The organism is Psychrobacillus psychrotolerans (assembly GCF_900115805.1).
GTDB classification, from domain to species: Bacteria; Bacillota; Bacilli; order Bacillales_A; family Planococcaceae; genus Psychrobacillus; species Psychrobacillus psychrotolerans.
On sequence record NZ_FOXU01000004.1, the window covers coordinates 179,476 to 202,426 of the forward strand.

Here is a 22,951-nt window from a genome sequence, read left to right on the forward strand (position 1 = left end):
AAAGTGCCTGAAATCTCTATAGTAGAATTTCTTATGTATTTTCATGAAGTATTTTGACATTTAATTTTTCTAATTGCGCTAGGTTGATTGTATAGCTGTTTTCGGTCTCTACAAATATTCCGCCATCAACTTTATTTCTTTCAGCTGTACGGATATCTGTATTCGTTTCGAATATCAGATTATTACCACCTTTAAATTTCAGGTAAAATTTATACTTTTTCAATTCACCAGTATTACGCAATATTCTCCCTCCTTTAACGGAGTATAGCATTTGTCTATCTAAAGGTTAATAGATAAAAGATAGTTTTATTGGGTATATAGTTTATGAGACTTAATGAGGATACCTTTCTTATAGAATAAATTAGGTGATATTACTTAAGTAGTATATAATGAAGGGATGCTGAAAATACTGAATTAGAGAATATAAAGGAGTTTGATCATATGGGAAACAATACAATAAAAACGGAATTACCAGAGAATTATGAAGAACTAAAAAAGGCAGCTAATCGTACTGCAAGCTGGAAATCGCGTTACGATGCAGTAGTTGAGTTAGGAAAGTATAATCACAGTCAAGTGAAGGATATTTTAAGAACAAGACTTGCAAATGATCCGGTTTACAAAGTACAAGAGGCTGCTTTCCAAAGTTTATTGGATTTTGGAGAAGAAGCACAATTACCAAAGCGTAAAAAGTTTGAGTTAGTAAAAGGAGCAAACAAAGTGTTTGTTCGTGTTAAAAAGAGTTTGCCTAAAGACCATACATTTGAAGAGTTTTTAACAAAGTTAAAGAGAATGCGTATTGATGTATATGATACGTATGAAGGTGACAAAGGCGATGAATTCAAAACTTGGTTAGAAAACGAATGGTCTAACTTAAAATAATTTTAATTACAAAAAAGCAATTGTCTTCATAGGCAATTGCTTTTTTCGTGCATATAAATTTATTATTTATACTTCTGAATTAAGTTGTATTCGGTAATAAAATTAAGTTTTTATAGAAAATAATTTAGTAAATAATAAGTATAAGTAATAATAATCCTTATTAGATTGACAGTTAATAGGGTAGCGCATATATTTTAAATAGATAGTTAGTAATGATTGGAGAGAATATCATGGGGAAATTATGGGATACACCTGAGAAGCTGCGTACTTTGCTATGTGAATTGGTTAGTTGGGATAGTATTACTTTAACAGAAGGTGAAAGAGCATTTGCACCAAAATTAGTGAATAAGTTAGGGGAACTTCGCTATTTTCAAGACCGTCCGAGTTTATTACAAATGCATGATGCGGGGCTAGGAAGACAAGTAGTGACGGCATTATATAAACATCCTGAGGCGACCGAAACAGTTGTATTGATCAGTCATTTTGATACAGTTCAGACGGAAGAGTACGGTGTATTACAGCCGCTTGCGTATTTCCCTGAAGAGTTAACAAAAAGATTGATGGAAAATCCGGAAGAATTACCAGAAAGTGCTCGTTCGGATTTGGAGACTGGTAAATATTTGTTTGGTCGCGGTACGATGGATATGAAGATGGGTCTTGCCTTACATATGCAGTTGATAGAAAAAGCAAGTGTCGAGGAGTGGCCGATCAATCTTATTTTGACAACGGTTCCAGATGAAGAAGTCAATTCTGCTGGTATGCGTGCTGCTGTTACACATTTAGTCCGAATACGGGAGGAATTCAACTTAACTTATAAGCTTTTTTTAAATAGTGAACCTTCCTTTTCTCAAAACCCTACTGATATTGCAGAATATATTTATACAGGGTCGATAGGCAAAATTATGCCTGCTGCTTTGTTTTATGGGAAGGAAACGCATGTTGGGGAACCTATGAAAGGTATGACTGCCAATTATATTGCATCTTTCTTAACACAACGTATGGAATGGAATGATTTATTCCGGGAAACAGATCTTGGAGAAAGTACGCCGTTACCTGTTTCATTGCAGCAAAAGGATTTAAAATTATCTTATTCTACCCAAACACCGTATCGTGCTGTTGCATTATACAATGTGTTTTTACTAAAACGTACTGCATCGGAAGTAATGGATCTGTTCGAGGAAGTAACAGAAGATGCAATGAAGGCATTGAATGAAAGTTATTCCATGATTTGTGAGCGTGAACAAGTAACAGGTGTGGGACAAGTAAAAGTTATACGTTATGCAGAACTATTAGCATACGCAAATAAAAAGCTGGGCATTGAACAGGTGGAACAGCTTAAAGCCCAAACACTTTCTAATGAAGAGTGGGATGATAGAGAAAAATCACTTCGTATAGTAGATGATCTGATGATCCAGTGTCAAGAGCTTGCACCAGCAACAGTGATCCTATTCGCGCCACCTTATTATCCGGCAGTGAACACATCGGATGATCCGGTGATAAAAGATGCAGTAGAATTGATGCAGCAAGCAGGTCGATCGTTTAACAACAAAATTGATCAAATACATTATTTCAATGGAATTTCCGATTTAAGTTATGTCAATTACGTGGATGACGGCAAAGGTTGGACCGCATTTGAAAAAAACACACCTGTTTGGGGAGATACTTATGATATTCCTTTTAACGATATGGCGAAGCTAAAAGGTCCTGTTTTGAACGTTGGACCATTTGGTAAAGATGCGCACCAAAAAACAGAGAGACTTCATGTAGACAGTGCATTTGTGGAGATGCCCGAAATGCTAGAAAAATTGTTGAAGAGTTTATACTAAGTATACAAAAAAGACTTCCTAAAAAAGGAAGTCTCAGACTGACAACAAAGGTATTTTTATAATTATTCATAAGGGTTTTATTCATCCTATTAAAAGTAAGATGTTGCATACTCTATTGGAACTGTATATAAGGCAAGGCCCACCACGAAGACTCCTGTGGGAATAGCTTGAGCTGAAGAACCCCGCAGGAAAGACATTGGTCGAACTTTGTTTGACCAATGTCTTTGCGACGAGTGACCGCAGGAGCATATGTTTTCGTAGTGACGAGGAGGCTGAAGCCAAGCCCACGGAAAGCGAAGTGGTGGGCCTTGCCGAGTTTAATATTCAACTCTATACATCTAAAATAAAGTTTATCTACAGTCTGAGACTTCCTTAAAAAAGGAAGTCTTTTTTACTTGGGCTTGTTAGCTGATTACTTTCGGATATAAGATGCGTGTATGTTGTCGCTACAAATTGACTCACTAAAAGAGATAATTTACTTTCGAAACGAAAAAAACTGTTATATTTATGACTGATGGTTATTTTACTAATTGTGTAACTTATTAGACTTTTTTGTATTTTAATAATATTTTGTTTATAAATATGTTGAATATCTTGGTTTTTTTGGAGATAATGAAACTAATAATTTTTTACGATAGGAGTAATTGGATGGAAATAACAATGAGAACTAATTTAGAACATAAAAATAGAGCAAATGATTATGTGCATGAAGTATTCGAACTGGTAAAGAATAGAAATCAAGGGGAAAAGGAATTTTTACAGGCAGCACGTGAAATCTTTGATTCACTACGACCTGTATTTCTAAAGCATCCCGAATATATACATAATGGTATTTTAGAACGCATAACGGAACCGGATCGAGTTATTACGTTTCGTGTTGCATGGGAAGATGACACTGGAAAAGTCCAGGTAAACCGTGGTTTCCGCGTCCAATTTAATAATAGCTTGGGGCCATATAAGGGAGGAATCCGTTTTCATCCAACGGTAAATAGTAGTATTATGAAATTTTTAGCTTTCGAACAGACATTTAAAAATGCTTTGACCGGACAACCGATAGGAGCAGGTAAAGGTGGATCGGATTTCAATCCTAAAGGGAAGTCGGAACGTGAGATCATGAGATTTACCCAAAGTTTCATCACCGAGTTAAGCAAATATATAGGACCTGATATGGATGTTCCGGCTGGAGATATCGGTGTTGGGAAAAGAGAGATTGGTTATATGTTCGGTCAGTATAATCGTTTAAAAGGTGGTTACGAGGCAGGAGTGTTCACCGGAAAAGATCCAAACCACGGTGGGAGTCTAGGTCGTAAAGAGGCTACAGGTTATGGGACAGTTTATTTTGTAGAAGAAATGTTGAATGCAGAAAACGATACCTTTGAAGGAAAAAAGGTAGTCGTTTCCGGATCTGGGAATGTTGCAATATATGCTATGGAGAAAGCTATAGAGCTTGGTGCAGTGGTATTAGCGTGTAGTGATTCAAGTGGATATATTTATGATCCTCAGGGGATTGACGTAGAAACGGTTAAACAGTTAAAAGAGTTCGATAGTAAAAGAATTCAGGAATATATAAAGACTCATCCAAATGCAGTCTATCATGACGGCTGCACAGACATTTGGTCAGTAGCCTGTGACATTGCATTACCTTGCGCCACACAAAATGAAATGGAAAAAGAAGATGCTTTGTTGTTAATAGAAAATGGAGTAAAAGCAGTAGGGGAAGGTGCTAATATGCCTTGCACCGAGGAAGCTATTCTTGCATTCCAGGCAAAAGGGGTATTATTTGCTCCAGCTAAAGCAGCAAATGCTGGCGGCGTTGCAGTTTCCGCAATGGAAATGTCACAAAATAGCATGCGCTTATCGTGGACTGTGGAAGAAGTAGATGAAAAGTTGAAACAGGTAATGAAGAATATATATACAAGTTGTTATAGTGCTGCAGAAAGTTACGGCCATCCAGGTAATCTGGTAATTGGAGCTAATATAGCAGGTTTCCTTAAAGTAGCGGACGCAATGGTAGCACACGGGATTCATTAATTAAAACAAAAGGGGCAACTCGAATAGAGTTGCTCCTTTTGCATATTTAGCATTGGTTCTTACTATGACAATAAAATTAGCTGTGGTTAATGTAGTAATAAAACCTTTCGGAAATCACTGTTGAAATAGGGATCCTATTATTCAAGGATGGATGAAGGAAATAGATACACATTGCTTAACACTACAAGAAATAAAGAAAGAGGTTGGTCTCGACAAAGTCGCGACCAACCTCTTTAAAAAACTTACGGGAAACCTGATTAAAGCTTAAATTTATTAACAATCTGATTTAATTGATGTGCAATATCATTTGTCTCGTTTGAACGAAGGGCAATCTCATCAATGGAAGCAGTTGTTTCTTCTGTTGCTGCTGAAATGGATGTAGTAACCTGCTCAATTTCTCTTATCGATTCAGTAAGTTGTGTGATTAACTCAACGACCTGTTTTGAATTATCGGCTTCTATTGTTGTCAGCTCTGAGATCATGGAAATTTCTTCAACTGTAATGGCAACGGCAGTAGAAATATCACTTAATGATTGAGAGGTCTGAAGGACAGTAGAAGAACCTGTTTCGATTAACTTTGTACTTTCTTCAGTAGATTCTACTACTAACTTAATACTCTCTGTAATGTCTTTTATAATTGTTTCAACTTGATCAACTTCGTTATTGGATTGTTCAGCTAGTTTTCTTACCTCTTCAGCGACTACAGCGAAGCCTTTTCCATGCTCACCTGCACGAGCTGCCTCAATCGAAGCATTAAGTGCCAGTAAATTGGTTTGAGCTGCAATTGCTGAAATAGATCCAGTAATTTGTTGAATCTGTTTTGTTGCCTCATTTAGACGGCCAATTGTTTCACTTGTTTCAATAGAAGCAGTTTTGATTTTATCCATATCATGACTAATCTCACTTGCACGTGTCAGACCTTCCTTGGCAGTGTCCATAGTAGTTTTGGAATTTATGACTGTTGAATCTGCTCGATCTTTTGAAATTTGTAAACCTTGTGCGAGATTTTGCAAGATTTCGGATGAACGTTCTGCAGTAATCGTACCATCAGATACCGATGCGGCAGTTTCACTCATGTTTGTAGATACTTGATGAACAGCATCCTTCATCTCATTAAGAGAGATAGAGTTATTCTCGACATTATTCGTTAATTTTACTGATGTCGTTTGAATTGTTCCTATAATTTCTCTTAGATTTGACGCTAATGTATTTAATATTTTACTTAAATCTCCAACCTCGTCTTTACTAGTAAAGTTGGTGTCCTCGACTGTTAAATTACCTTTTGCAATTTCGCCAGCATGTGCAATAAGTGCTGAAAGTGGTTTTGTTTTTCTTCTTATTAAATATAAAGTAATTAATGATGCTAAAATCAGTGGAATCAAACTAATAAGTATCCCCTTACTAACTACGTCCCATGTACGATCTGATACAATAGAAGCATCAAAATCAATAACACTTATAGCGATAATATCCTTTGAAGGATCATGATCTTCAAAAATAGGTGCATATCCAGATAGTCTTTCTAAGTCAGCAAATTCATAAGGCTCTGAATAAGTAGCATGTTGCATTTCTACTAACATTGCAACAGCTTCTTTGTCTATGTAAAACTGATCTCCGGCTTTGAACCCATCTTCTCTTAAATTGTCATCCATAGAGAGCAGTTTACCATCTAAATCTATAATGTACTGCGTTTCAAAGATTTCCTTATGAGCAGTAGTCCAATTTAGTTGTTCCCCAACACTTTCAATTGCTGAAGTATCTCCTGCTAGAATCTTTTTAACATCATCCGGTTGGATTAAACCAGTTGTGATATTGGCACATCCATATGCCTCAATTCCTGCTGCTTTATATAACTCGTTATAAGCAGTGTTGTACGTGGCAACGGAAGTGATTAATAGCATAGAAGCAATTATCCCAACAATGATCATTCCTAGATGCACTGTTAAATTATTTTTCATTTTAAAATCTCTCCTGTCTAACTTTCAAACTTATATAACATTTATAACATAACAATAGGGATAAAGATATAGTATTATAAGCGTGATTAATGCGCAAATGTGACTAATTACCTTCCATTTTAAATTTAAATATATAATTCTTTGTCTTATTAACAGGCAAACTATTATAGGAAACACAGATTTAATTTATAAATTGATTCAGAAAAATTTGAATCTATTAATAAAAAGTCTATCGAAACGACATAAACTCTGTAATATTATTGTTACACAACTGTAAAGGTAGTTTTGTTTGAAAGATGTTAGTATGGGTATAGAGAAATTTTCCGACATGAAAATGAATTTTTCAATCACATCTTTGGGGGAACATAATTTTGACTTCTTTGTTTAAAAAAATCATTACAATCTTTAGTTTAACTGTAGTTTTAGCCGCGGGAACATTTGCAGGAAATACAGAAGCAGCAAGCACTGTAGCATCCAATGAAATAGTATCGAGTGCGAAAAGTTTAGTAGGAATTAAATATCGTTATGGTGGAACAACGAAGGCTGGTTTTGATTGTTCAGGTTATATCGGTTATGTTTACAAAAGTAAAGGTGTTAACTTACCAAGAACAGCAGCAGGCATGTATAACTCTGGAAAAACAGTGAAAAAAGCAAATTTAGCAGTAGGAGACTTAGTATTCTTTAACACATCGGGTAAAGGCGTATCTCATGTTGGAATGTACATAGGTAGCAATAAATTTATCCATGCTTCAACTTCTAAAGGCGTTCGAGTAGATAAGTTAAATGATCCTTATTACTGGGGTAAAAAGTATGTTGGTGCTAAAAGAGTAGCAACTGTTACAGTAGCAAAAAAATAATTAAAATTATACAACCGTTCCGGCAATTTGCTGGAACGGTTTTTTGACTCATGTAATTTTATAATGGAGAATGTTGTTAATAGGTGAATTAAAGTTAGATAGTTTTAAATTATTTGAAAATAGTTTTAAAAAGGTATTTCTAATTTACGTAAAAGTAGTATAATTGCATATAATATATTGCACACTTAAAATTGTCGCAATTTACTAATTTATTCGATAGGGGACAAACACCATGAATAGTCTAAAAATCCGTTTCACAGAAAATGAAATGAAAAATGAGAAAACACCAGCTGAGCAGTTAGTGTTCGGTACAAAATTTACAGATCATATGTTTGTCGCTGATTATACTGAAGGGACAGGTTGGCATGATCATCGAATTGTCCCTTATCAAGCCCTTACTTTAGATCCATCAGCATCCATTTTACATTATGGTCAAACAGTTTTTGAAGGAATGAAAGCATATCTATCAGAGGATGGAATTGTTCGTTTGTTTCGTCCAGAACAAAATATGAAACGTATGAATATTTCAGCTGATCGACTAAGTATGCCTCAAATAGAAGAGGAGTTAGCTCTTGAAGCTTTAAAACAGTTATTAGAAATAGATAAAGAGTGGATTCCTAAAGAGCAAGGTACTTCGTTATACATTAGACCTTTTATGATTGCAACAGAAGCGCATCTAGGAGTGTCCGCTTCTAAAACATATACATTCATTATTATTATGTCTCCAGTAGGATCTTATTATAAAGAAGGAATTCATCCAGTAAAGATTTTAGTAGAAAGTGAATATGTACGGGCGGTAGCGGGTGGAACTGGAACGGCAAAAACTGCTGGGAATTATGCTTCAAGTCTAAAAGCCCAGGAAGTTGCCGATCGTGAAGGCTACGCCCAGGTACTTTGGTTAGATGGACTAGAAAGAAAGTACATTGAAGAAGTAGGAAGTATGAATGTATTCTTTAAAATCGATGGCGAAGTAGTTACTCCAGCCTTAAATGGAAGTATTTTAGATGGGATAACGAGAAAATCCATCATTGAATTATTAAAATACTGGGGTGTCCCAATTACTGAACGCAAAGTTTCAATGGAAGAAATTCGTGAAGCGTTCTTGAACGGAAAACTGGATGAGGCTTTTGGAACTGGAACTGCCGCTGTAATTTCCCCAATTGGAGAATTACGTTGGAAAGGGGAATTGTTCTACGTAAATAACGGAGAAACAGGAGAACTTTCACAAAAACTATATGAAACACTAACTGGTATTCAAAGAGGCGTTATTGAAGATCCATTTGGTTGGGTTGTTGAATTAAAAAAATAATATTTCGTTGTCGCTTCTCTTAACGGAGAGGCGATCATTTTATGTTGGCAGAATGGAGAATACTGATGAAACCACTAATAGGCATATGTGCCAACTATTTATCCGATGATGCAATAGGACTAGCAGTTGGCATTGGGGCGAAATATCAAGAATGGCAGTTACTAGCGGATGATTATATTGTAGCTATTGAAAGAGCCGGAGGGGTTCCAGTTATTTTACCTATCACTAGAGAAGTAGAAACTTTGATGCCACTCCTTCAGAAGTTGGACGGAATACTATTTTCTGGTGGTTCTGATATTGATCCGAATTTATACGGAGAATATCCGAAATTTGGCTTAGGAGCTATTGAACCACGCAGAGATGCTCATGAGATCAGACTGGCTCAAATCGCTTTAACGAAGTTAAACATACCGGTACTGGGCATATGTCGTGGAATGCAATTGCTTACAGTAGCAACGGGAGGCAAGCTTTATCAGGATTTAGCATCTCAAAAACCAGAAGGAATTAACCACTCCGTTCCAAAATCCATCAGACATCATGCATTTCATCCGGTTAGGATGGAAGTTGGTTCTGTATTGTATAATATTTATCAAGGTGACGTTTTGACAGTAAATAGTTTCCATCACCAAGCAGTAAAAGAGTTAGGGCAAGGTTTTAAAGCAACAATGATTGCTCCTGATGGAATTATAGAAGGGATGGAATGGGAAGAGTCAAACCGATTTGTTGTAGCCGTACAATGGCATCCCGAAATGATGGAAGAAAAAGTGGATACGATCCGACCGATTTTCACTGCATTTGTTGAGGCTAGTAAAATGACGGCCGAAGTTAACGAATTAGTAGCATCAGTAGAGACTATAGCATAATGATGAAGAAAGTCCTCCCTACGTCAAGCTATATGGACGATGGAAGGATTTTTCTACTTCAATTTGAATAGTTTCACAGTACATAGTATAAGTTTGCATTTTTAATTCAGGATACTTTTTTATTAATGAATTTAGTAAATGCGTGTTAATATAAGAAGGTTTTCTTATTTTCTTATCCGTATAAAATATAAAGGAACTATAAGGGTAGTTTGCCAATCCTTCTAGGATAGTTCTTTGGGTATAAAGATGATTTCGATGAATATACTTACTAGCTTTTAATAAATCTTTCGCATCAGAAATCATATTAGTGTAATATCTAGTTTCGAATAACTGATCAGAGTATTTATATTTACGCTTAAAATAGGATGAGTATTGTTGATTAATGAATATTAAAACTTCAGAAAGTGGGATTACGGGAGAACGTATTAATAAATGGTAGTGGTTATTCGTAAGAGAGTAAGCGATTATAGTAATAGTGTATATATTATTTGCCTGGTATAGCGTAGTTGTAAAAAATATGAAATCATCTTTGTTTTTAAAAATATTTTGCTTATTATTGCCACGCATCGTAATATGATAAAATATTTCTGGTTGCCATACTTTCCTAATATTACCCATTAAACCTTCCCCTCCTCTATATATTGATAACACTATATTTTATAAAAGCTTAAAATGCAATTGTCATAATTTGTCCTTTTAAGCAACAATTTCATTTTCATCTCAAAAACAGTCTCAAAACTTCATTTATCTCAAAGTTAAAGCCTCAAAATAAAATTCTTTAATAGTTCTCTATATGACAAGTGAACTAATGGAGTCAGTTATTATCGCATGATGTAGAAACTACATTGCCCTTTGTATGATAAAATAGGGGGAAAAGGAGTGTTTATATGAAGGACAAGGTGTTAATTGTAGAAGATGAAAAAAATATTGCACGTGTTCTTCAGTTGGAACTAGAATTTGAAGGATACGATGTAGATATTGCATATACAGGAACTGATGGATTGATCAAATATCGTGAGCAACAATGGGATTTAGTTTTACTCGATTTAATGCTTCCAGGTTTAAATGGCTTAGATGTATTGAGACGAATCCGTGCTACAGAAGACGAAACACCAGTAATCTTATTAACAGCAAAAAATAATACAGAAGATAAAGTCACGGGCTTGGATCTTGGGGCAAATGATTATGTTACTAAACCTTTTGAAATTGAGGAATTACTTGCACGTGTTCGCTCGGCAATTCGATTTACTAAAACATCGAGTGTAACTCCTGTTCAGGACGAGAATATTCATGTTTTTCATACGCTTTCACTGAATGAGCAAACACGGGAAATTACTAATTCTGGAGAGTCTATCAATCTAACTCCACGAGAATATGACCTGCTATTATATATGTTGAAGCATCCTAACCAAGTATTGTCTCGTGAACAGTTGTTAGATGCTGTCTGGGGGTTTGATTATTATGGAGATACGAATGTTGTAGATGTTTATATACGTTATGTTCGGAAAAAGTTAGAAGAAAAACAAGAATCTTCTTTAATTCAAACAGTGCGGGGCGTCGGATATGTGTTGAAGGAGCAAAAGAATGAAGCTTAAAACGAAAATACATCTATTCTCTACCCTATTGACGTTCCTAATCATAGGATTAATGAATATAGGTGTATATTTTTTATTTGAGGATATGGCCTATGATTCGGAATATACCCAGTTTAACTCGGATGTAGATGAAATGATCCAGGCATTAAGTAAAATGCAAGAAAAGGACGATCCTGCAACTATTTTACGTACTTATATTCCGCCTAATGGTGGGATTCGCATCTTAAATAGTAAAGAAGAGCTGCAATTAGTTGTTCAGTCCATTGAAGAAATAACAAATTATCAACCTAACTTTGAAGATGGTGAACGTTACTCAATTGGTATGCTCAAAGGGTCTCCTGTTTTGACGATTAGCAAACCAGTTATTTGGTCAAATGGAGAAGTAGTAGAAGTTCAAACATTGAAACAATTATTAGAAGTAGGAAACAATCTAGACTTTCTTCGACTTATCCTACTTGGTGTCACCGTAGGTGGAATGCTATTAATGGCCTTATCAAGTGTTACTTTAGGAAAAATTATTACGAATCCAATTAGTAAATTAATCAATACAATGTCCCATAGCAGGATTTCGGGTAAATATGAAAAAATTACAGTCCACCCAAATCGAAAGGACGAAATGGCACAAATGGGCATCGCTTTTAATGAAATGATGGAGCAGCTGGAACAAAATTATAAAAAGCAGGAGCAATTTGTTTCTGATGCATCTCACGAATTAAAAACACCGTTAACAGTAATAGAAAGCTATGCAAAACTATTGTCTCGACATGGTTTCAATAATATTGAAATTGCGGAAGAATCCGTTCAGGCAATTATTAATGAAACTAGTAGAATGAAAGAAATGGTCTCACAAATGCTCGTTCTAGCAAAAAGCAACGGGAAACAACAACATAAATATGAATTAATAGATGTAAACATTTTAGTAACCGAAACTTTACAGTCGATGCGAACTGCATATGATCGAAATTTTCTTTTAAAAGGAGAAGGACCATTCTATATAAGTACAGATACTGAGCAACTAAGACAATTGCTTTTTATCATTTTGGATAACGCTCGTAAATACAGTGAAAAAGATATAAAGACAACTATTGCTGAAACTGATGATGGAGTTACTATTTCTATCATGGATTATGGTGATGGGATTCCGAAAGAAGACTTGGATCGGATTTTTGATCGTTTTTACCGAGTCGATGAGGCAAGAAATCGTAAAACGGGAGGTACTGGACTTGGTATGGCAATTGCAAAAGATATAGCAAACCGGTTATCTGCAACTTTAACCATTCAGAGTATGGTAGGATTTGGTACAACCATCCATATTTTTCTTCCTTCTAATCAAATTCTCATTGATTTTTAATGTTCGTCTATTAAGATGAATTTGAGGAGGCGTGCGTGAATGAAGTTTATGAAGATGAAAAAGTTTTTTATCGTTTGTTTCGCTACATTGGGAATTATAGTAATTGTATTCATAGTCAACATCGGCTCAGATCAATTGCCTATAACCGAAAACAATGTACGCACCCAACTCGAGCAAATGTATGATGCAGAAGTAGCAGAAGTGAAGAAAAATGAAGATGTTTATGAAGCTATTATCGCTAAGAGTGGACAAGTGTATTTGGTAGAAATGAATGCCTCGACTGGCGATGTGAATTCATTGGAACATACAGATGAGTTTATCATCCAGGAAGTACCACTAGAACCTTCAGTGACCTATGAAGAGATAGAAAATGATCATAAAGAAAATTCCAAAACATTAAAAGATTCGACTAAAGTAGAAATAGTTGAGAGTCATATAATTTCCTCTAATGGCACTACTAAATTAGTTATTATAGAAAAGCCTAAGGGAACATCCTCGAACATTAAAGTGGTGGAGAACCCTAATATTGCTGAAAAGAAAAACTCAAAACAAACTTCAGTAGCTAAAGATACGAAAGCTGAAGAGAAACCAATGAAAGAAGTGTTTAAAGATGCTATTAAAGGAGTATTGGCAACTGAAAATACTAAAACAGTCGAAATTGTTAAAGAAGAAACAAAAAAAGATTTAAAAACAGAGGTAACCAATAAAACAGAGGTTCCAAAGACAGAAACTGCTAAAGCAGAAGTAAGCAAAACAGATTCAAGTAAAACTGATACAAGTAAGACAGAGGCTAGTAAATCAGATTTGGAAAAATCAGAACAGGCTACTACAAAACCAATCAGAACAGAAGCAGAGAAATCAGAAACTTCTAAGAGTGAAGCGACTGTAAAACCCGAAGTATCGAAAACAGAGCCTTCAAAAACAGTTGTACAACAGAAACCTGAGACCAATGAAGTCACTGTAACAAAAACAGAAGAAAAGAAGACGGAAGTTACCGAAAAACCAGTTACTGTTCTAATTACAGTAGATGAAGCTTTAAAGATTGCTAATCAACAACTAAAAGGCATAGTAGAAAGTAATTCCTTTGTGAAGACCAATGAGGGTGGGTACTATTTAATAGTAATGACCGCTTCGAAAACAGAGGAATCAAAAGATGCTAATGCGAAGGATAAGAAAACGAAAGCAACAATTCAAGTTCATGCAATCTCTGGGAAAATACTTTCTGTGACTTGGGAATAATATTCTCATCAAATTCTAATAAAACTCTATTGGTATTCTCATTTAGTTCCTATAATATGAAATTAACAAATGAATAGTATTTCAAGTTGTTGAACGAGTTTGAAGGAAACAAGTTCAGTCAACTAAGCATAATAGGGGAACGATCTTACGGCGATCAAAGCGATAAAACGAGCGAACGAAGGTACTAATGTTTACGGCGTAATAATATAATCCTTGTGCGATAACAAGGAAAAATACACCTCATTCTACAATTCCCCGTAGAATGAGGTGTTTTTTTATTTCTGAAAATATAGTAATGCAATTTCTAACATTTAAGTTCTAACCAAATAAAATTTTAGTGAATAAAAGGTACATAAACACACGTAAATAAAATACATTGAAAAATTAAATATATCTGTCCATTAATAAAATACAGTACAAGTAAGTAACCATACGTAGAGGTGCTAGACTGATGGTCTCCGAAAGTAGAATTGAAAAAGTTGTCTCCCTATAGCTTTCAACAGGGAGACAACTCTATTATTTGCGTTTGTTACGTTTAGTTATGCGACCAAGTGCAAATGCACCGGCAGCAAGACCAATCATTGTATTAGTATTTTTATTGAAAACTTGTTTTACAACTAAGTTCATATTGGCTGGACGCTCTGCAAGACGACGCATGAAGTAACCGTACCAATCTTGTCCAAATGGTACGTACGTACAGAAGTTGTAACCTTCGTTAGCAAGTTGTTGTTGCATTTCTGTGCGGAAGCCATATAACATTTGGAATTCAAACTTATCATAAGGAATGTCATTATCTTTAATAAACTGTTTGATATGGTTAATCACATTATGATCATGAGTTGCAATAGAAGTAAATTTACCATTAAGAAGATGCCATTCAATAAGCTCTACATAGTTTTTATCAATTTCTTCCTTTGTTTGATACGCATATTCAACAGGTTCTTTATAAGCTCCTTTTACAATACGTAGGCGGAAGTTTTTGTACTTTTGAATATCTTCCTCTGCACGGTAGAAATATGCTTGAATTACTGTTCCCACGTTATCATAGTTTTTAGAAAGCTCGTCCAAAATATCGAATGATGGTTGTAAATGTTTGGTAGATTCCATATCAATATTGATGAAAGTACCATATTTATGTGCGATTTCAACAATTTCTTTTAAGTTATTTAATGCGAAGTCATAGTCAATATCAAGTCCAAGTTGGGATGGTTTTAAAGAAATATGTGCATCCACTTGATGTTCTTCAATTGCCTCAATTACTGCGATAATTTGTTCTTTAGCAGCCAATGCTTCTTCTTTTACGAAAACAAATTCGCCTAAATTATCTACTGTACAAGAGATACCCATTGCATTTAGCTTTTTGATGCTTTCAATAGTCTCTTCAATGTTTGTCCCAGCAACAACGTGCTGTGCTCCCATTTTTAAACCATATTTTTTTGCCGCACCATTTAATACTTGATTCTCCGACAAAGCCATAAAGATATCTTTTAACATTGTAATGCTCCTATCTCTGTTTTGATGCTTAGATTATACCACATTTAGTATACCTGATAGTATTCATTTAGCTGTTAATTCGACATATTTCTTTGAGTAAAAAGTTCAACCTCCTACTAGAAAAATATTTACAAAATATTAATGCTATTTATCAACAAATTATCTTGCCATTTACAAAATTGTAAGTTAACTTTGAGTTAGTGAGTAATTTTAGTGAATTTTCAATAATTACTTATATTAAATACTCTTTCAGGAGGCAGAATATGACGAAAAATAAGTTTAAAAAGTCTGCGGTAGCAGCAGTAATTGCAACATCATTATTCTCTGTTTCAAGCGTTTCATTTGCAAATAGTTCGCTACAAGAGGTAGTTGACAACGCAAGGAAAGACGTAAAGAATTCAGCTTACTCCTATGTAGTTCCAGCTCAAGCAGGAAAACTCGCGCCAAGTAAAGACTTATACCCAGCTTTGAATATTGCGAAAGCAAACTACCAAAAAGCAAGAAATGAAATTATTAAATCTTCAGCTAAAAACAAAGATCTATTACTCAAAAATTTAGATGAATTATATAACGAACGAGTTGTTAAAGGAATAGTTCCTTATATCGATGCTTATAATTATGCGGATAAGTATTTAAATCCAATTATGAAAGAAATTGAACAGGCTGAAGCTAGTAAAGATTGGGATAAGTTAGAGAAGGCATACCATAAACTTTCTGTACAGTTAAAAACTCGTACTGCTATTTTGTACCGTTTTACAGGTAAAGCAGCTCGGGATCTATTACTAGACCAATATAAAGAGCCTGCAAATAAAAAACGTGACGAACTAATGCTACCGGTTACTATTTTTATGAAAACGAAGGAAGCAGAAGCCTACATAACTGCAAATAAAGAACAAGAAGCTGTAAAAGTGCTTGAATCTATTAATCTATTAATAGAGAAGTTACCAAGCAATTCTACTTCACCAATTATTAAAGAATTACTAGTGTATGTTGAGAATATTAAAGCTCAAACAAATACAAAATTCACATTATCTTTAATGCATGTAAATGATACACATGCCCGTACAACACAGGCACCTAAACGTTTAACAGCTATCAAAGAAGTGAGAGCTCAAAAACCTTCTACTCTACTTATTGATGCTGGAGATGTATTCTCTGGTACATTATATTTCAATGAATTTAAAGGACAAGCAGATTTAGAGTTAATGAAGTTAATGGATTATGACTTAATGACATTTGGTAATCACGAGTTTGACCTAGGAAATGACACTGAAGGACATAAAGCATTAAAAGAATTTATAGAGAAATCTAACTTCCCATTTGTTAGCGCAAATGTTGATTTTTCAAAAGATGCAAATTTAAAAGGATTGTTTAATGTAAAGGTTTCAGCAGATCCTAAAGATGGGCAAATTTATAGTGGAATTATTAAAGAAGTAGATGGTCAGAAAATTGGTTTATTCGGTCTTACTACTGCTGAGACTGCTACAATATCTAGTCCGAAAGACGTTACTTTTACAGATTATATAAAAGCAGCTCAAACAATGGTGGATGAGTTTGAAAAACAAGGCGTAAATAAAGTTGTTGCTGTTACGCATATTGGATATGATGATAATCCTACAGTAGACAATGATCTATTGCTAGCAGCTGCTGTAAATGGTATTGATGTGATCGTTGGTGGCCATAGCCATACTAAATTAGAAAAACCTGTATTAGTAGGAAAAGATAGCTCTGGCAAAGAGAAAGATCCTACTATTATCGTACAAGCTTCGCAATATAGTGAATTCTTAGGAACACTGGATGTGGACTTTGACAAAGAAGGTAAAGTAGTAGCACACGCTGGAAAACTGATTGAGATTAAAGATCAAGTAGAAGATAAAGCGGCAGCTGCTTTATTAAAAAAATACTCGGATAAAATAGATACAATCAATAAGACTGAAATTGGTGTAGTTGCGGAAGAAGAGTTGCAAACACCACGTACTGATGGAGATGATACAAAGCCAAGCGTTCGTAAAAATGAGACTGCTCTTGGAAATATTATTACTGATGGTATGTTGTCAAAGGCAAAACAATTTGATAATAAAGTTATTATGGCCTTCCAAAATGGTGGAGGTATACGTGCTGAAATTGGCAAAGGCCCGATTACAGTTGGAGAAGTAATTACAGTTCTGCCGTTCGGCAATACACTTGCTACGATGGAAATCACTGGAGCAGAACTAAAAGCTGCATTTGAAATAAGCTTTAAAACTTATCCAAAAGAAAACGGCGGATTCTTACACGTGGCTGGTGCAAAAATTGAATTCGATTCTTCAAAACCTGCTAATGAACGGGTAGTTTCCATTAAGTATAAATCAGCAGATGGCTCGTTAGTAGATATTAAAGATAATGAAAAATACATGGTAGCAACTAATGCATTTACAGCTAAAGGCGGAGATGGCTACGATGTATTTGAAAAAATTTATAAAGAAGGTCGTGTAACAGACCTGGGCTTATCAGATTGGGAAAATCTTCAAGAGCAATTGAAAACTTTAAAAACAGTTAACAATAAAACAGAAGGTCGAATTGTTGACCTGAAAAAGTAAGATCTGTAAAATGCTTTCGCTATTAATTTAGCGAAAGCATTTTTTTTTTGGAAAACTTTACAGTTATTAATTACCATTACTGTTATATTACAGATCTGTGATTTCCGTTTATAGAAAAAGTGGTGGGGTATCAAAGTGTTAATGTAGTTATGATTATATATGTATCGGTAATTCCTGGTTTATTAAGAAAGAGGAGGGATTTCATATGAAGATCAATACTTTTAAGTTAACAGCTGCAACGGCTCTATTATCTACAACAATTTTTGGTGTTCCTTTAATGGGAGAAGCTCATGTCAATGGAGACGGAAGAGATGGTGGACACAAAGAAGGAAAAAGCTCTCACCAAATGATGGATCGCAAACAGGAGCGAAAAGAACAGCGGCTAGGGACAAATCATAGAAACTATGATAACTGGGATAAAAAAGAAGATTTAAAGTTTAATGATAAAAATACAAGCAATAAAATGTTAGATAAAGTTAAGAACAATTCAGGTGAAGGAAAAGATAAAGAAGCTAATACTAAGAAAAAAGGTGATACCAAAATACAGAACAAGCCAGAAAAGGTGAAGTATGAACCAAAAGTTCCACTGGTTACCTATACAGAGGCAGATGCTTATGGGAAGGATACTATTTTACCATTAATAGCTGGATTGGAAACTGCTAAAGCAAATTTAGATTGGGAAACATTGGCTAAAAACTATCATTTATTATCAAATGAATTGAAAAAAGGCACGAAAGTCTTCTATAAAGCGGATGGAAAAGCCAACCGTAACAAACTAATTGCCACATATAAAGCTCCTGCACAAGAAAAGCGAGCTGAACTAGCTTTAACATTATCTATTTATATGGGTGTGGAAAATATAGAAGCAGAGTTAGAAACTGAAAATATCGGCGAAGCAGCTTTAAAATTAAGAAAACTGAAAATGTTAATAGAAAAATTAGGTAATACTGAGAATAATGCACTACTTACCGATTTGGTTGCTAAAGTAAATACTTTAGAATCTAAAATTAATACTAAGAACTCTATGAGTTATTATAAACCCGTTTCACTATAAATAATAAGAAAAAGGATAAGACTACTGGAAAGATTGAAAGAGTCCTCGATGATATTTGAAAGCGAGTAGCAATTAAATGAGAAAAGTTAGGACTAGCCTATAAATCTCTATTAAAAAGGAAAATATACTTTAAATATCAAAATATTACTATTTTATATGTTGTAATTTACTTATTAACTAGTGAAAGAGGTAAGATAATGAAAAAAATTATGTTAACAATAATTGCATTTACTTTAATGGCGATGTTTACTTTCGGCATTACATCAGAAGCTTCATCCACAAAAGTAATGTGGGGTAAAACGGAATTAAAGAAGGGGCAAATTGGTAAAGTTATCATCTTAAAGAACACACCTCTATTGCATATAGGTAAAGACCCAATGCTTGACGGAGGTGCTGTCCGTGAATTGAAGAAGGGTGAAGAGTATCGAGTATATTCCACCAAAACACCAGAAGGATATTTTCCTATGTATAATGTAGGCGGTGAGTATTATGTTGTCCAAAATAGTACATTAAATGGTGTAAATGTAAAATTCGAAACACCATCTAAAACAAAACTTGCATTACTAGAAGATTCATCCCCAAAAGTAATGTGGGGAAAAACGGAACTTAAAGTAGGACAGATTGGTAAAGTAACACTTTCCGCAGATGTGGCAACATTTAATGCAGATGGCACTAGCAGAAAAGAAGTGTTACCAGCGGGTGGAGAGTATCGTGTCTATACATTCGTATCAGATAATCACGGAGGAGCATACGGCTTAGGCGGCGGCTTGTTTGTGGATATGCACGGTGCTTTGAAGTATGAAACACCTTCTAAATCAAAACTTGCATTACTTAAGTAAAATAAGTCAGCTTTTGTTGTAATTCCTTAATGTTAGAGATTAATATAATGAAAGCTAATTGGCTGGCGTGCATACGGTATGTAACCGAACCCATGCCAGCTAATTTTTTTAAGACTGTTTTTTTACAAAGATTACTATTCAAATACAATCGTGTCTAACAAATAACGTTGAATTACTTTCATATTTGGCTCATAACCTATTCCATTCCCTTTTGGAACTTCTATATAGCCATTCACAACAACTATTTCCGGGGAAATGATATCCTCCTCCCAATAATGAGAAGAACCTGCAGTATCACCTGGCAGCGTGAAATTGGGTAGCGAGGTGAGGGCGATATTATGTGCACGGCCAATCCCTGCCTCTAACATTCCACCACACCAAACAGGAACACCTTTTTCCATACATAAGTCATGAATTTTCTTGGCTTCCGTCAGACCTCCAACACGCGCAATTTTTATATTGATAACCTTTGTGCTACCAAGTTCGATTGCATTACGTGCATCAGCTACAGAAAGAATACTTTCATCTAAGCAAATAGGGGTATTTAACTGTTTTTGTAACTTAGCATGATCGACAATATCATCATTAGCGAGTGGCTGTTCAATCATCATAAGCTCATAATCATCCAGTTTTTTTAAAAGTTCAAAGTCCTCGAGCGTGTAAGATGAATTCGCATCAGCCATAAGAGGGATACTAGGAAATGCTTCTCTCAGTTTTTGAATCATTTCGATATCATATCCAGGCTTAATTTTCACCTTAATTCGCTTGTATCCTTCTTGGATATAATTGCTGACCACTTCTAATAATTTCTCTGTAGTTGTTTGAATGCCTATGCTAATGCCTACTTCAATTTTTTCGGTAACTCCGCCCAGAGCTTGTGAAAGTGATTGATTCGTTCGTTTAGCATATAAGTCCCAAATAGCCACTTCCACGGCGGCCTTTGCCATATTATTCTTTCGAATAGGTGCAAAAATTTCGCTTACTTCATCTGGATGACTAATTTCTTTGTTCAACACAAGTGGTATTAAAAAGTCCCTTATCATATGTAAAGTAGTTTGAACGGTTTCTTCTGTGTACCAAGGTGCTTGGAAAGCTGCGGACTCTCCCCAACCAGAGTTTCCATTTTCATCAAAGACCTCTAGTAAGAAAAATTCTTTTTCCTGCATACTTCCAAAGCTAGTGACAAATGGGTTTTTCATTGTCATTTTCAGATGCCGCATAGTTATTTTTTTTATAATCATGTTTAATAACTCCTCTAAGAACACTATTATTATTCAACTTATCATGTTCTAGCTACTAAAACAAATTAAAAAAACCCTACTACTGTAGGGAAGTTAAGGTGTTTCATACTCCTCTTTTTCGATTTCCATTGTCGAAACAGGGGCGCCTTCCCAAATCATTTGAAGGGAAGCTTGTATATCTAAATCATTTCTATAAGCCATTTCTTCTGGTTCAACTGGATTTGGTTTAATAGAAATCTCCTCCTCCTTTTCTTTCTACTATTATATTAACCAAAAATAAAATAAATCATGGAACATTCAAATTTATTTTGAGTATCTAAATCCGTTGAAAAAGGATTTTTAAGGGCGAAATGTCGATGAAAATTCTATAGTTGTATTTAATGATATATTCTGACAATTGCAATAACTTGTTGAGCAAGTAAAATAAGGGGAAATGAAGGGAGTGGATAAATTATGACAGTTGAGTATCTAGTACAAGTAATGAATCGCAGTATTCAAAAAGTGGAGGAAACAGTTGACCAGGTAGAACGTCATACAAATATGTCTAAGGCAGATCAGCATCAAATTATGCAAGCGGTATTGGAACTAAGTGACCGGATAAAATTAATTGAAATGCAAATAGATATAAATAAGATGAAAAGAATTCAGTAAAATGTATGTAATACTTCGAGTATTTATGTGCATGCTTAGTATAAGAGATTGACATACTACTCAAAATGATGTAAATTACCAAATGGACGAACGGTTTTAGTTCAATTGATAATAATATTCGTATTTGGGAGTGTATATGATGGAAAATGTATTCGATTATGAAGATATTCAATTAATTCCGGCGAAATGTGTAGTAAATAGTAGATCAGAATGCGATACTACAGTCACACTTGGGGGACATACTTTTAAATTGCCAGTAGTGCCTGCTAATATGCAGACAATTATAGATGAAAATATTGCAAATTATTTAGCGGAAAATGGTTATTTTTATATAATGCATCGCTTTGAACCACAAAAACGTATTGCCTTCATCAAGAGTATGCAATCACGTAGCTTAATTGCCTCTATAAGTGTGGGTGTTAAAGAAGAAGAGTACACATTTGTAGAACAGTTGGCGGAAGAAAATCTTGTACCTGAGTTCATCACCATCGATATTGCGCACGGTCATTCTAATGCAGTTATTAACATGATTAAACATCTTAAAAAACATTTACCGAATAGCTTTGTCATTGCTGGTAATGTTGGAACTCCAGAAGCAGTAAGAGAGTTAGAAAATGCTGGAGCGGATGCAACGAAAGTTGGAATCGGACCTGGGAAAGTATGTATTACGAAGATTAAAACAGGATTTGGAACAGGTGGTTGGCAACTTGCGGCATTGCGTTGGTGTGCAAAAGCAGCTAGCAAACCAATAATTGCAGATGGTGGAATTCGTACACATGGTGATATTGCAAAATCCGTTCGTTTTGGTGCTTCTATGGTTATGATTGGCTCTCTATTTGCAGGTCATGAAGAATCTCCTGGAGTTACAGTCGAAAAAGATGGCAAGCAGTATAAAGAATACTTCGGTTCTGCATCTGAATTTCAAAAAGGCGAAAAGAAAAATGTTGAAGGTAAAAAAATGTTTGTAGAATATAAAGGTCCGCTAGAAGATACTTTAAGAGAAATGGAACAAGACTTGCAATCTTCTATATCATATTCAGGTGGAAATAAATTAGAGTCGATTCGTAATGTAGACTATGTAATTGTAAAGAACTCTATTTTCAATGGCGATAAAGTTTACTAAAAATTAATGTTATTTTAGATCTCTGAGTGCTACAATAAAGTTGATATTTATTGTTTGAATAA

Annotated in this window: 19 protein-coding genes; 14 read left to right on the top strand and 5 right to left on the bottom strand. The window is 34.9% G+C overall.

Annotation, left to right across the window (positions count from 1 at the left end):
• Positions 1-31 precede the first annotated feature (31 nt).
• Positions 32-241: a hypothetical protein gene (locus BM260_RS10105; protein WP_093537227.1), complete on the bottom strand. Its 210-nt coding sequence runs from the start codon at positions 239-241 to the stop codon at positions 32-34.
• 200 nt (positions 242-441) lie between these two features.
• Between BM260_RS10105 and BM260_RS10110 the strand changes: the two genes are divergently transcribed.
• The 3 genes from BM260_RS10110 to gdhA all read left to right on the top strand — a co-directional run bounded on the left by BM260_RS10110 (position 442) and on the right by gdhA (position 4,736).
• The gene (locus tag BM260_RS10110) at positions 442-879 is read left to right on the top strand and encodes a HEAT repeat domain-containing protein (RefSeq protein WP_093537228.1); all 438 of its coding nucleotides are present in this window, start codon (positions 442-444) and stop codon (positions 877-879) included.
• Between the two features lie 230 nt (positions 880-1,109).
• Positions 1,110-2,705, top strand: a complete 1,596-nt coding sequence (locus BM260_RS10115) for a M20/M25/M40 family metallo-hydrolase (protein ID WP_093537229.1) — start codon at positions 1,110-1,112, stop codon at positions 2,703-2,705.
• A 648-nt stretch (positions 2,706-3,353) separates the two neighbouring features.
• Positions 3,354-4,736, top strand: a complete 1,383-nt coding sequence (gdhA, locus tag BM260_RS10120) for an NADP-specific glutamate dehydrogenase (protein ID WP_245762689.1) — start codon at positions 3,354-3,356, stop codon at positions 4,734-4,736.
• 257 nt (positions 4,737-4,993) lie between these two features.
• On the opposite strand, the gene BM260_RS10125 is transcribed toward gdhA, so the two are convergent.
• A complete protein-coding gene (locus BM260_RS10125; RefSeq protein ID WP_093537230.1) occupies positions 4,994-6,694 on the bottom strand; it encodes a methyl-accepting chemotaxis protein in 1,701 nt (566 codons plus the stop codon).
• A 371-nt stretch (positions 6,695-7,065) separates the two neighbouring features.
• On the opposite strand from BM260_RS10125, the gene BM260_RS10130 reads away from it, so the two are divergent.
• From BM260_RS10130 to BM260_RS10140, 3 genes are all read left to right on the top strand, one after another.
• Positions 7,066-7,551, top strand: coding sequence for a C40 family peptidase (locus tag BM260_RS10130; protein ID WP_245762690.1), 486 nt, complete (start codon positions 7,066-7,068; stop codon positions 7,549-7,551).
• 232 nt (positions 7,552-7,783) lie between these two features.
• Positions 7,784-8,860: a branched-chain amino acid aminotransferase gene (locus tag BM260_RS10135; RefSeq protein WP_093537232.1), complete on the top strand. Its 1,077-nt coding sequence runs from the start codon at positions 7,784-7,786 to the stop codon at positions 8,858-8,860.
• 65 nt (positions 8,861-8,925) lie between these two features.
• Entirely contained in the window at positions 8,926-9,723 is a 798-nt protein-coding gene (locus BM260_RS10140; RefSeq protein WP_175496264.1) for a gamma-glutamyl-gamma-aminobutyrate hydrolase family protein, read from the top strand.
• A gap of 18 nt (positions 9,724-9,741) precedes the next feature.
• Here the strand turns inward: BM260_RS10140 and BM260_RS10145 are convergent, their stop codons facing one another.
• Positions 9,742-10,341: a transposase gene (locus tag BM260_RS10145; RefSeq protein ID WP_093537234.1), complete on the bottom strand. Its 600-nt coding sequence runs from the start codon at positions 10,339-10,341 to the stop codon at positions 9,742-9,744.
• Between the two features lie 269 nt (positions 10,342-10,610).
• On the opposite strand from BM260_RS10145, the gene BM260_RS10150 reads away from it, so the two are divergent.
• Genes BM260_RS10150 through BM260_RS10160 form a run of 3 tightly spaced genes read left to right on the top strand, consistent with a single transcriptional unit; the run spans position 10,611 to position 13,908 of the window.
• On the top strand, positions 10,611-11,318 hold the full coding sequence (locus tag BM260_RS10150; protein WP_093537235.1) for a response regulator transcription factor: 708 nt from the start codon (positions 10,611-10,613) through the stop codon (positions 11,316-11,318).
• Entirely contained in the window at positions 11,308-12,669 is a 1,362-nt protein-coding gene (locus tag BM260_RS10155; protein WP_093537236.1) for a sensor histidine kinase, read from the top strand. Before BM260_RS10150 ends, BM260_RS10155 begins: the two co-directional genes overlap by 11 nt.
• 39 nt (positions 12,670-12,708) lie before the next feature.
• A complete protein-coding gene (locus BM260_RS10160; protein ID WP_093537237.1) occupies positions 12,709-13,908 on the top strand; it encodes a hypothetical protein in 1,200 nt (399 codons plus the stop codon).
• A gap of 516 nt (positions 13,909-14,424) precedes the next feature.
• On the opposite strand, the gene BM260_RS10165 is transcribed toward BM260_RS10160, so the two are convergent.
• A complete protein-coding gene (locus BM260_RS10165; protein ID WP_093537238.1) occupies positions 14,425-15,402 on the bottom strand; it encodes a proline dehydrogenase family protein in 978 nt (325 codons plus the stop codon).
• A gap of 263 nt (positions 15,403-15,665) precedes the next feature.
• Between BM260_RS10165 and BM260_RS10170 the strand changes: the two genes are divergently transcribed.
• The 3 genes from BM260_RS10170 (at position 15,666) to BM260_RS10180 (ending at position 19,874) form a co-directional block, all read left to right on the top strand.
• On the top strand, positions 15,666-17,981 hold the full coding sequence (locus BM260_RS10170) for a 5'-nucleotidase C-terminal domain-containing protein (protein ID WP_175496265.1): 2,316 nt from the start codon (positions 15,666-15,668) through the stop codon (positions 17,979-17,981).
• A 205-nt stretch (positions 17,982-18,186) separates the two neighbouring features.
• Positions 18,187-19,035 (top strand): hypothetical protein, encoded by an 849-nt coding sequence (locus tag BM260_RS10175; RefSeq protein ID WP_093537239.1) that lies wholly within the window; start codon positions 18,187-18,189, stop codon positions 19,033-19,035.
• Positions 19,036-19,232: 197 nt separating this feature from the next.
• The gene (locus tag BM260_RS10180; RefSeq protein WP_093537240.1) at positions 19,233-19,874 is read left to right on the top strand and encodes a hypothetical protein; all 642 of its coding nucleotides are present in this window, start codon (positions 19,233-19,235) and stop codon (positions 19,872-19,874) included.
• Between the two features lie 134 nt (positions 19,875-20,008).
• On the opposite strand, the gene menC is transcribed toward BM260_RS10180, so the two are convergent.
• A complete protein-coding gene (menC, locus tag BM260_RS10185) occupies positions 20,009-21,115 on the bottom strand; it encodes an o-succinylbenzoate synthase (protein WP_093537241.1) in 1,107 nt (368 codons plus the stop codon).
• Between the two features lie 453 nt (positions 21,116-21,568).
• Here menC and BM260_RS10190 point away from each other — a divergent pair, with 453 nt between their 5' ends.
• Both BM260_RS10190 and guaC read left to right on the top strand, forming a co-directional pair.
• The gene (locus BM260_RS10190) at positions 21,569-21,766 is read left to right on the top strand and encodes a hypothetical protein (protein ID WP_093537242.1); all 198 of its coding nucleotides are present in this window, start codon (positions 21,569-21,571) and stop codon (positions 21,764-21,766) included.
• Between the two features lie 139 nt (positions 21,767-21,905).
• A complete protein-coding gene (gene guaC / locus BM260_RS10195; RefSeq protein WP_093537243.1) occupies positions 21,906-22,889 on the top strand; it encodes a GMP reductase in 984 nt (327 codons plus the stop codon).
• Positions 22,890-22,951 lie beyond the last annotated feature (62 nt).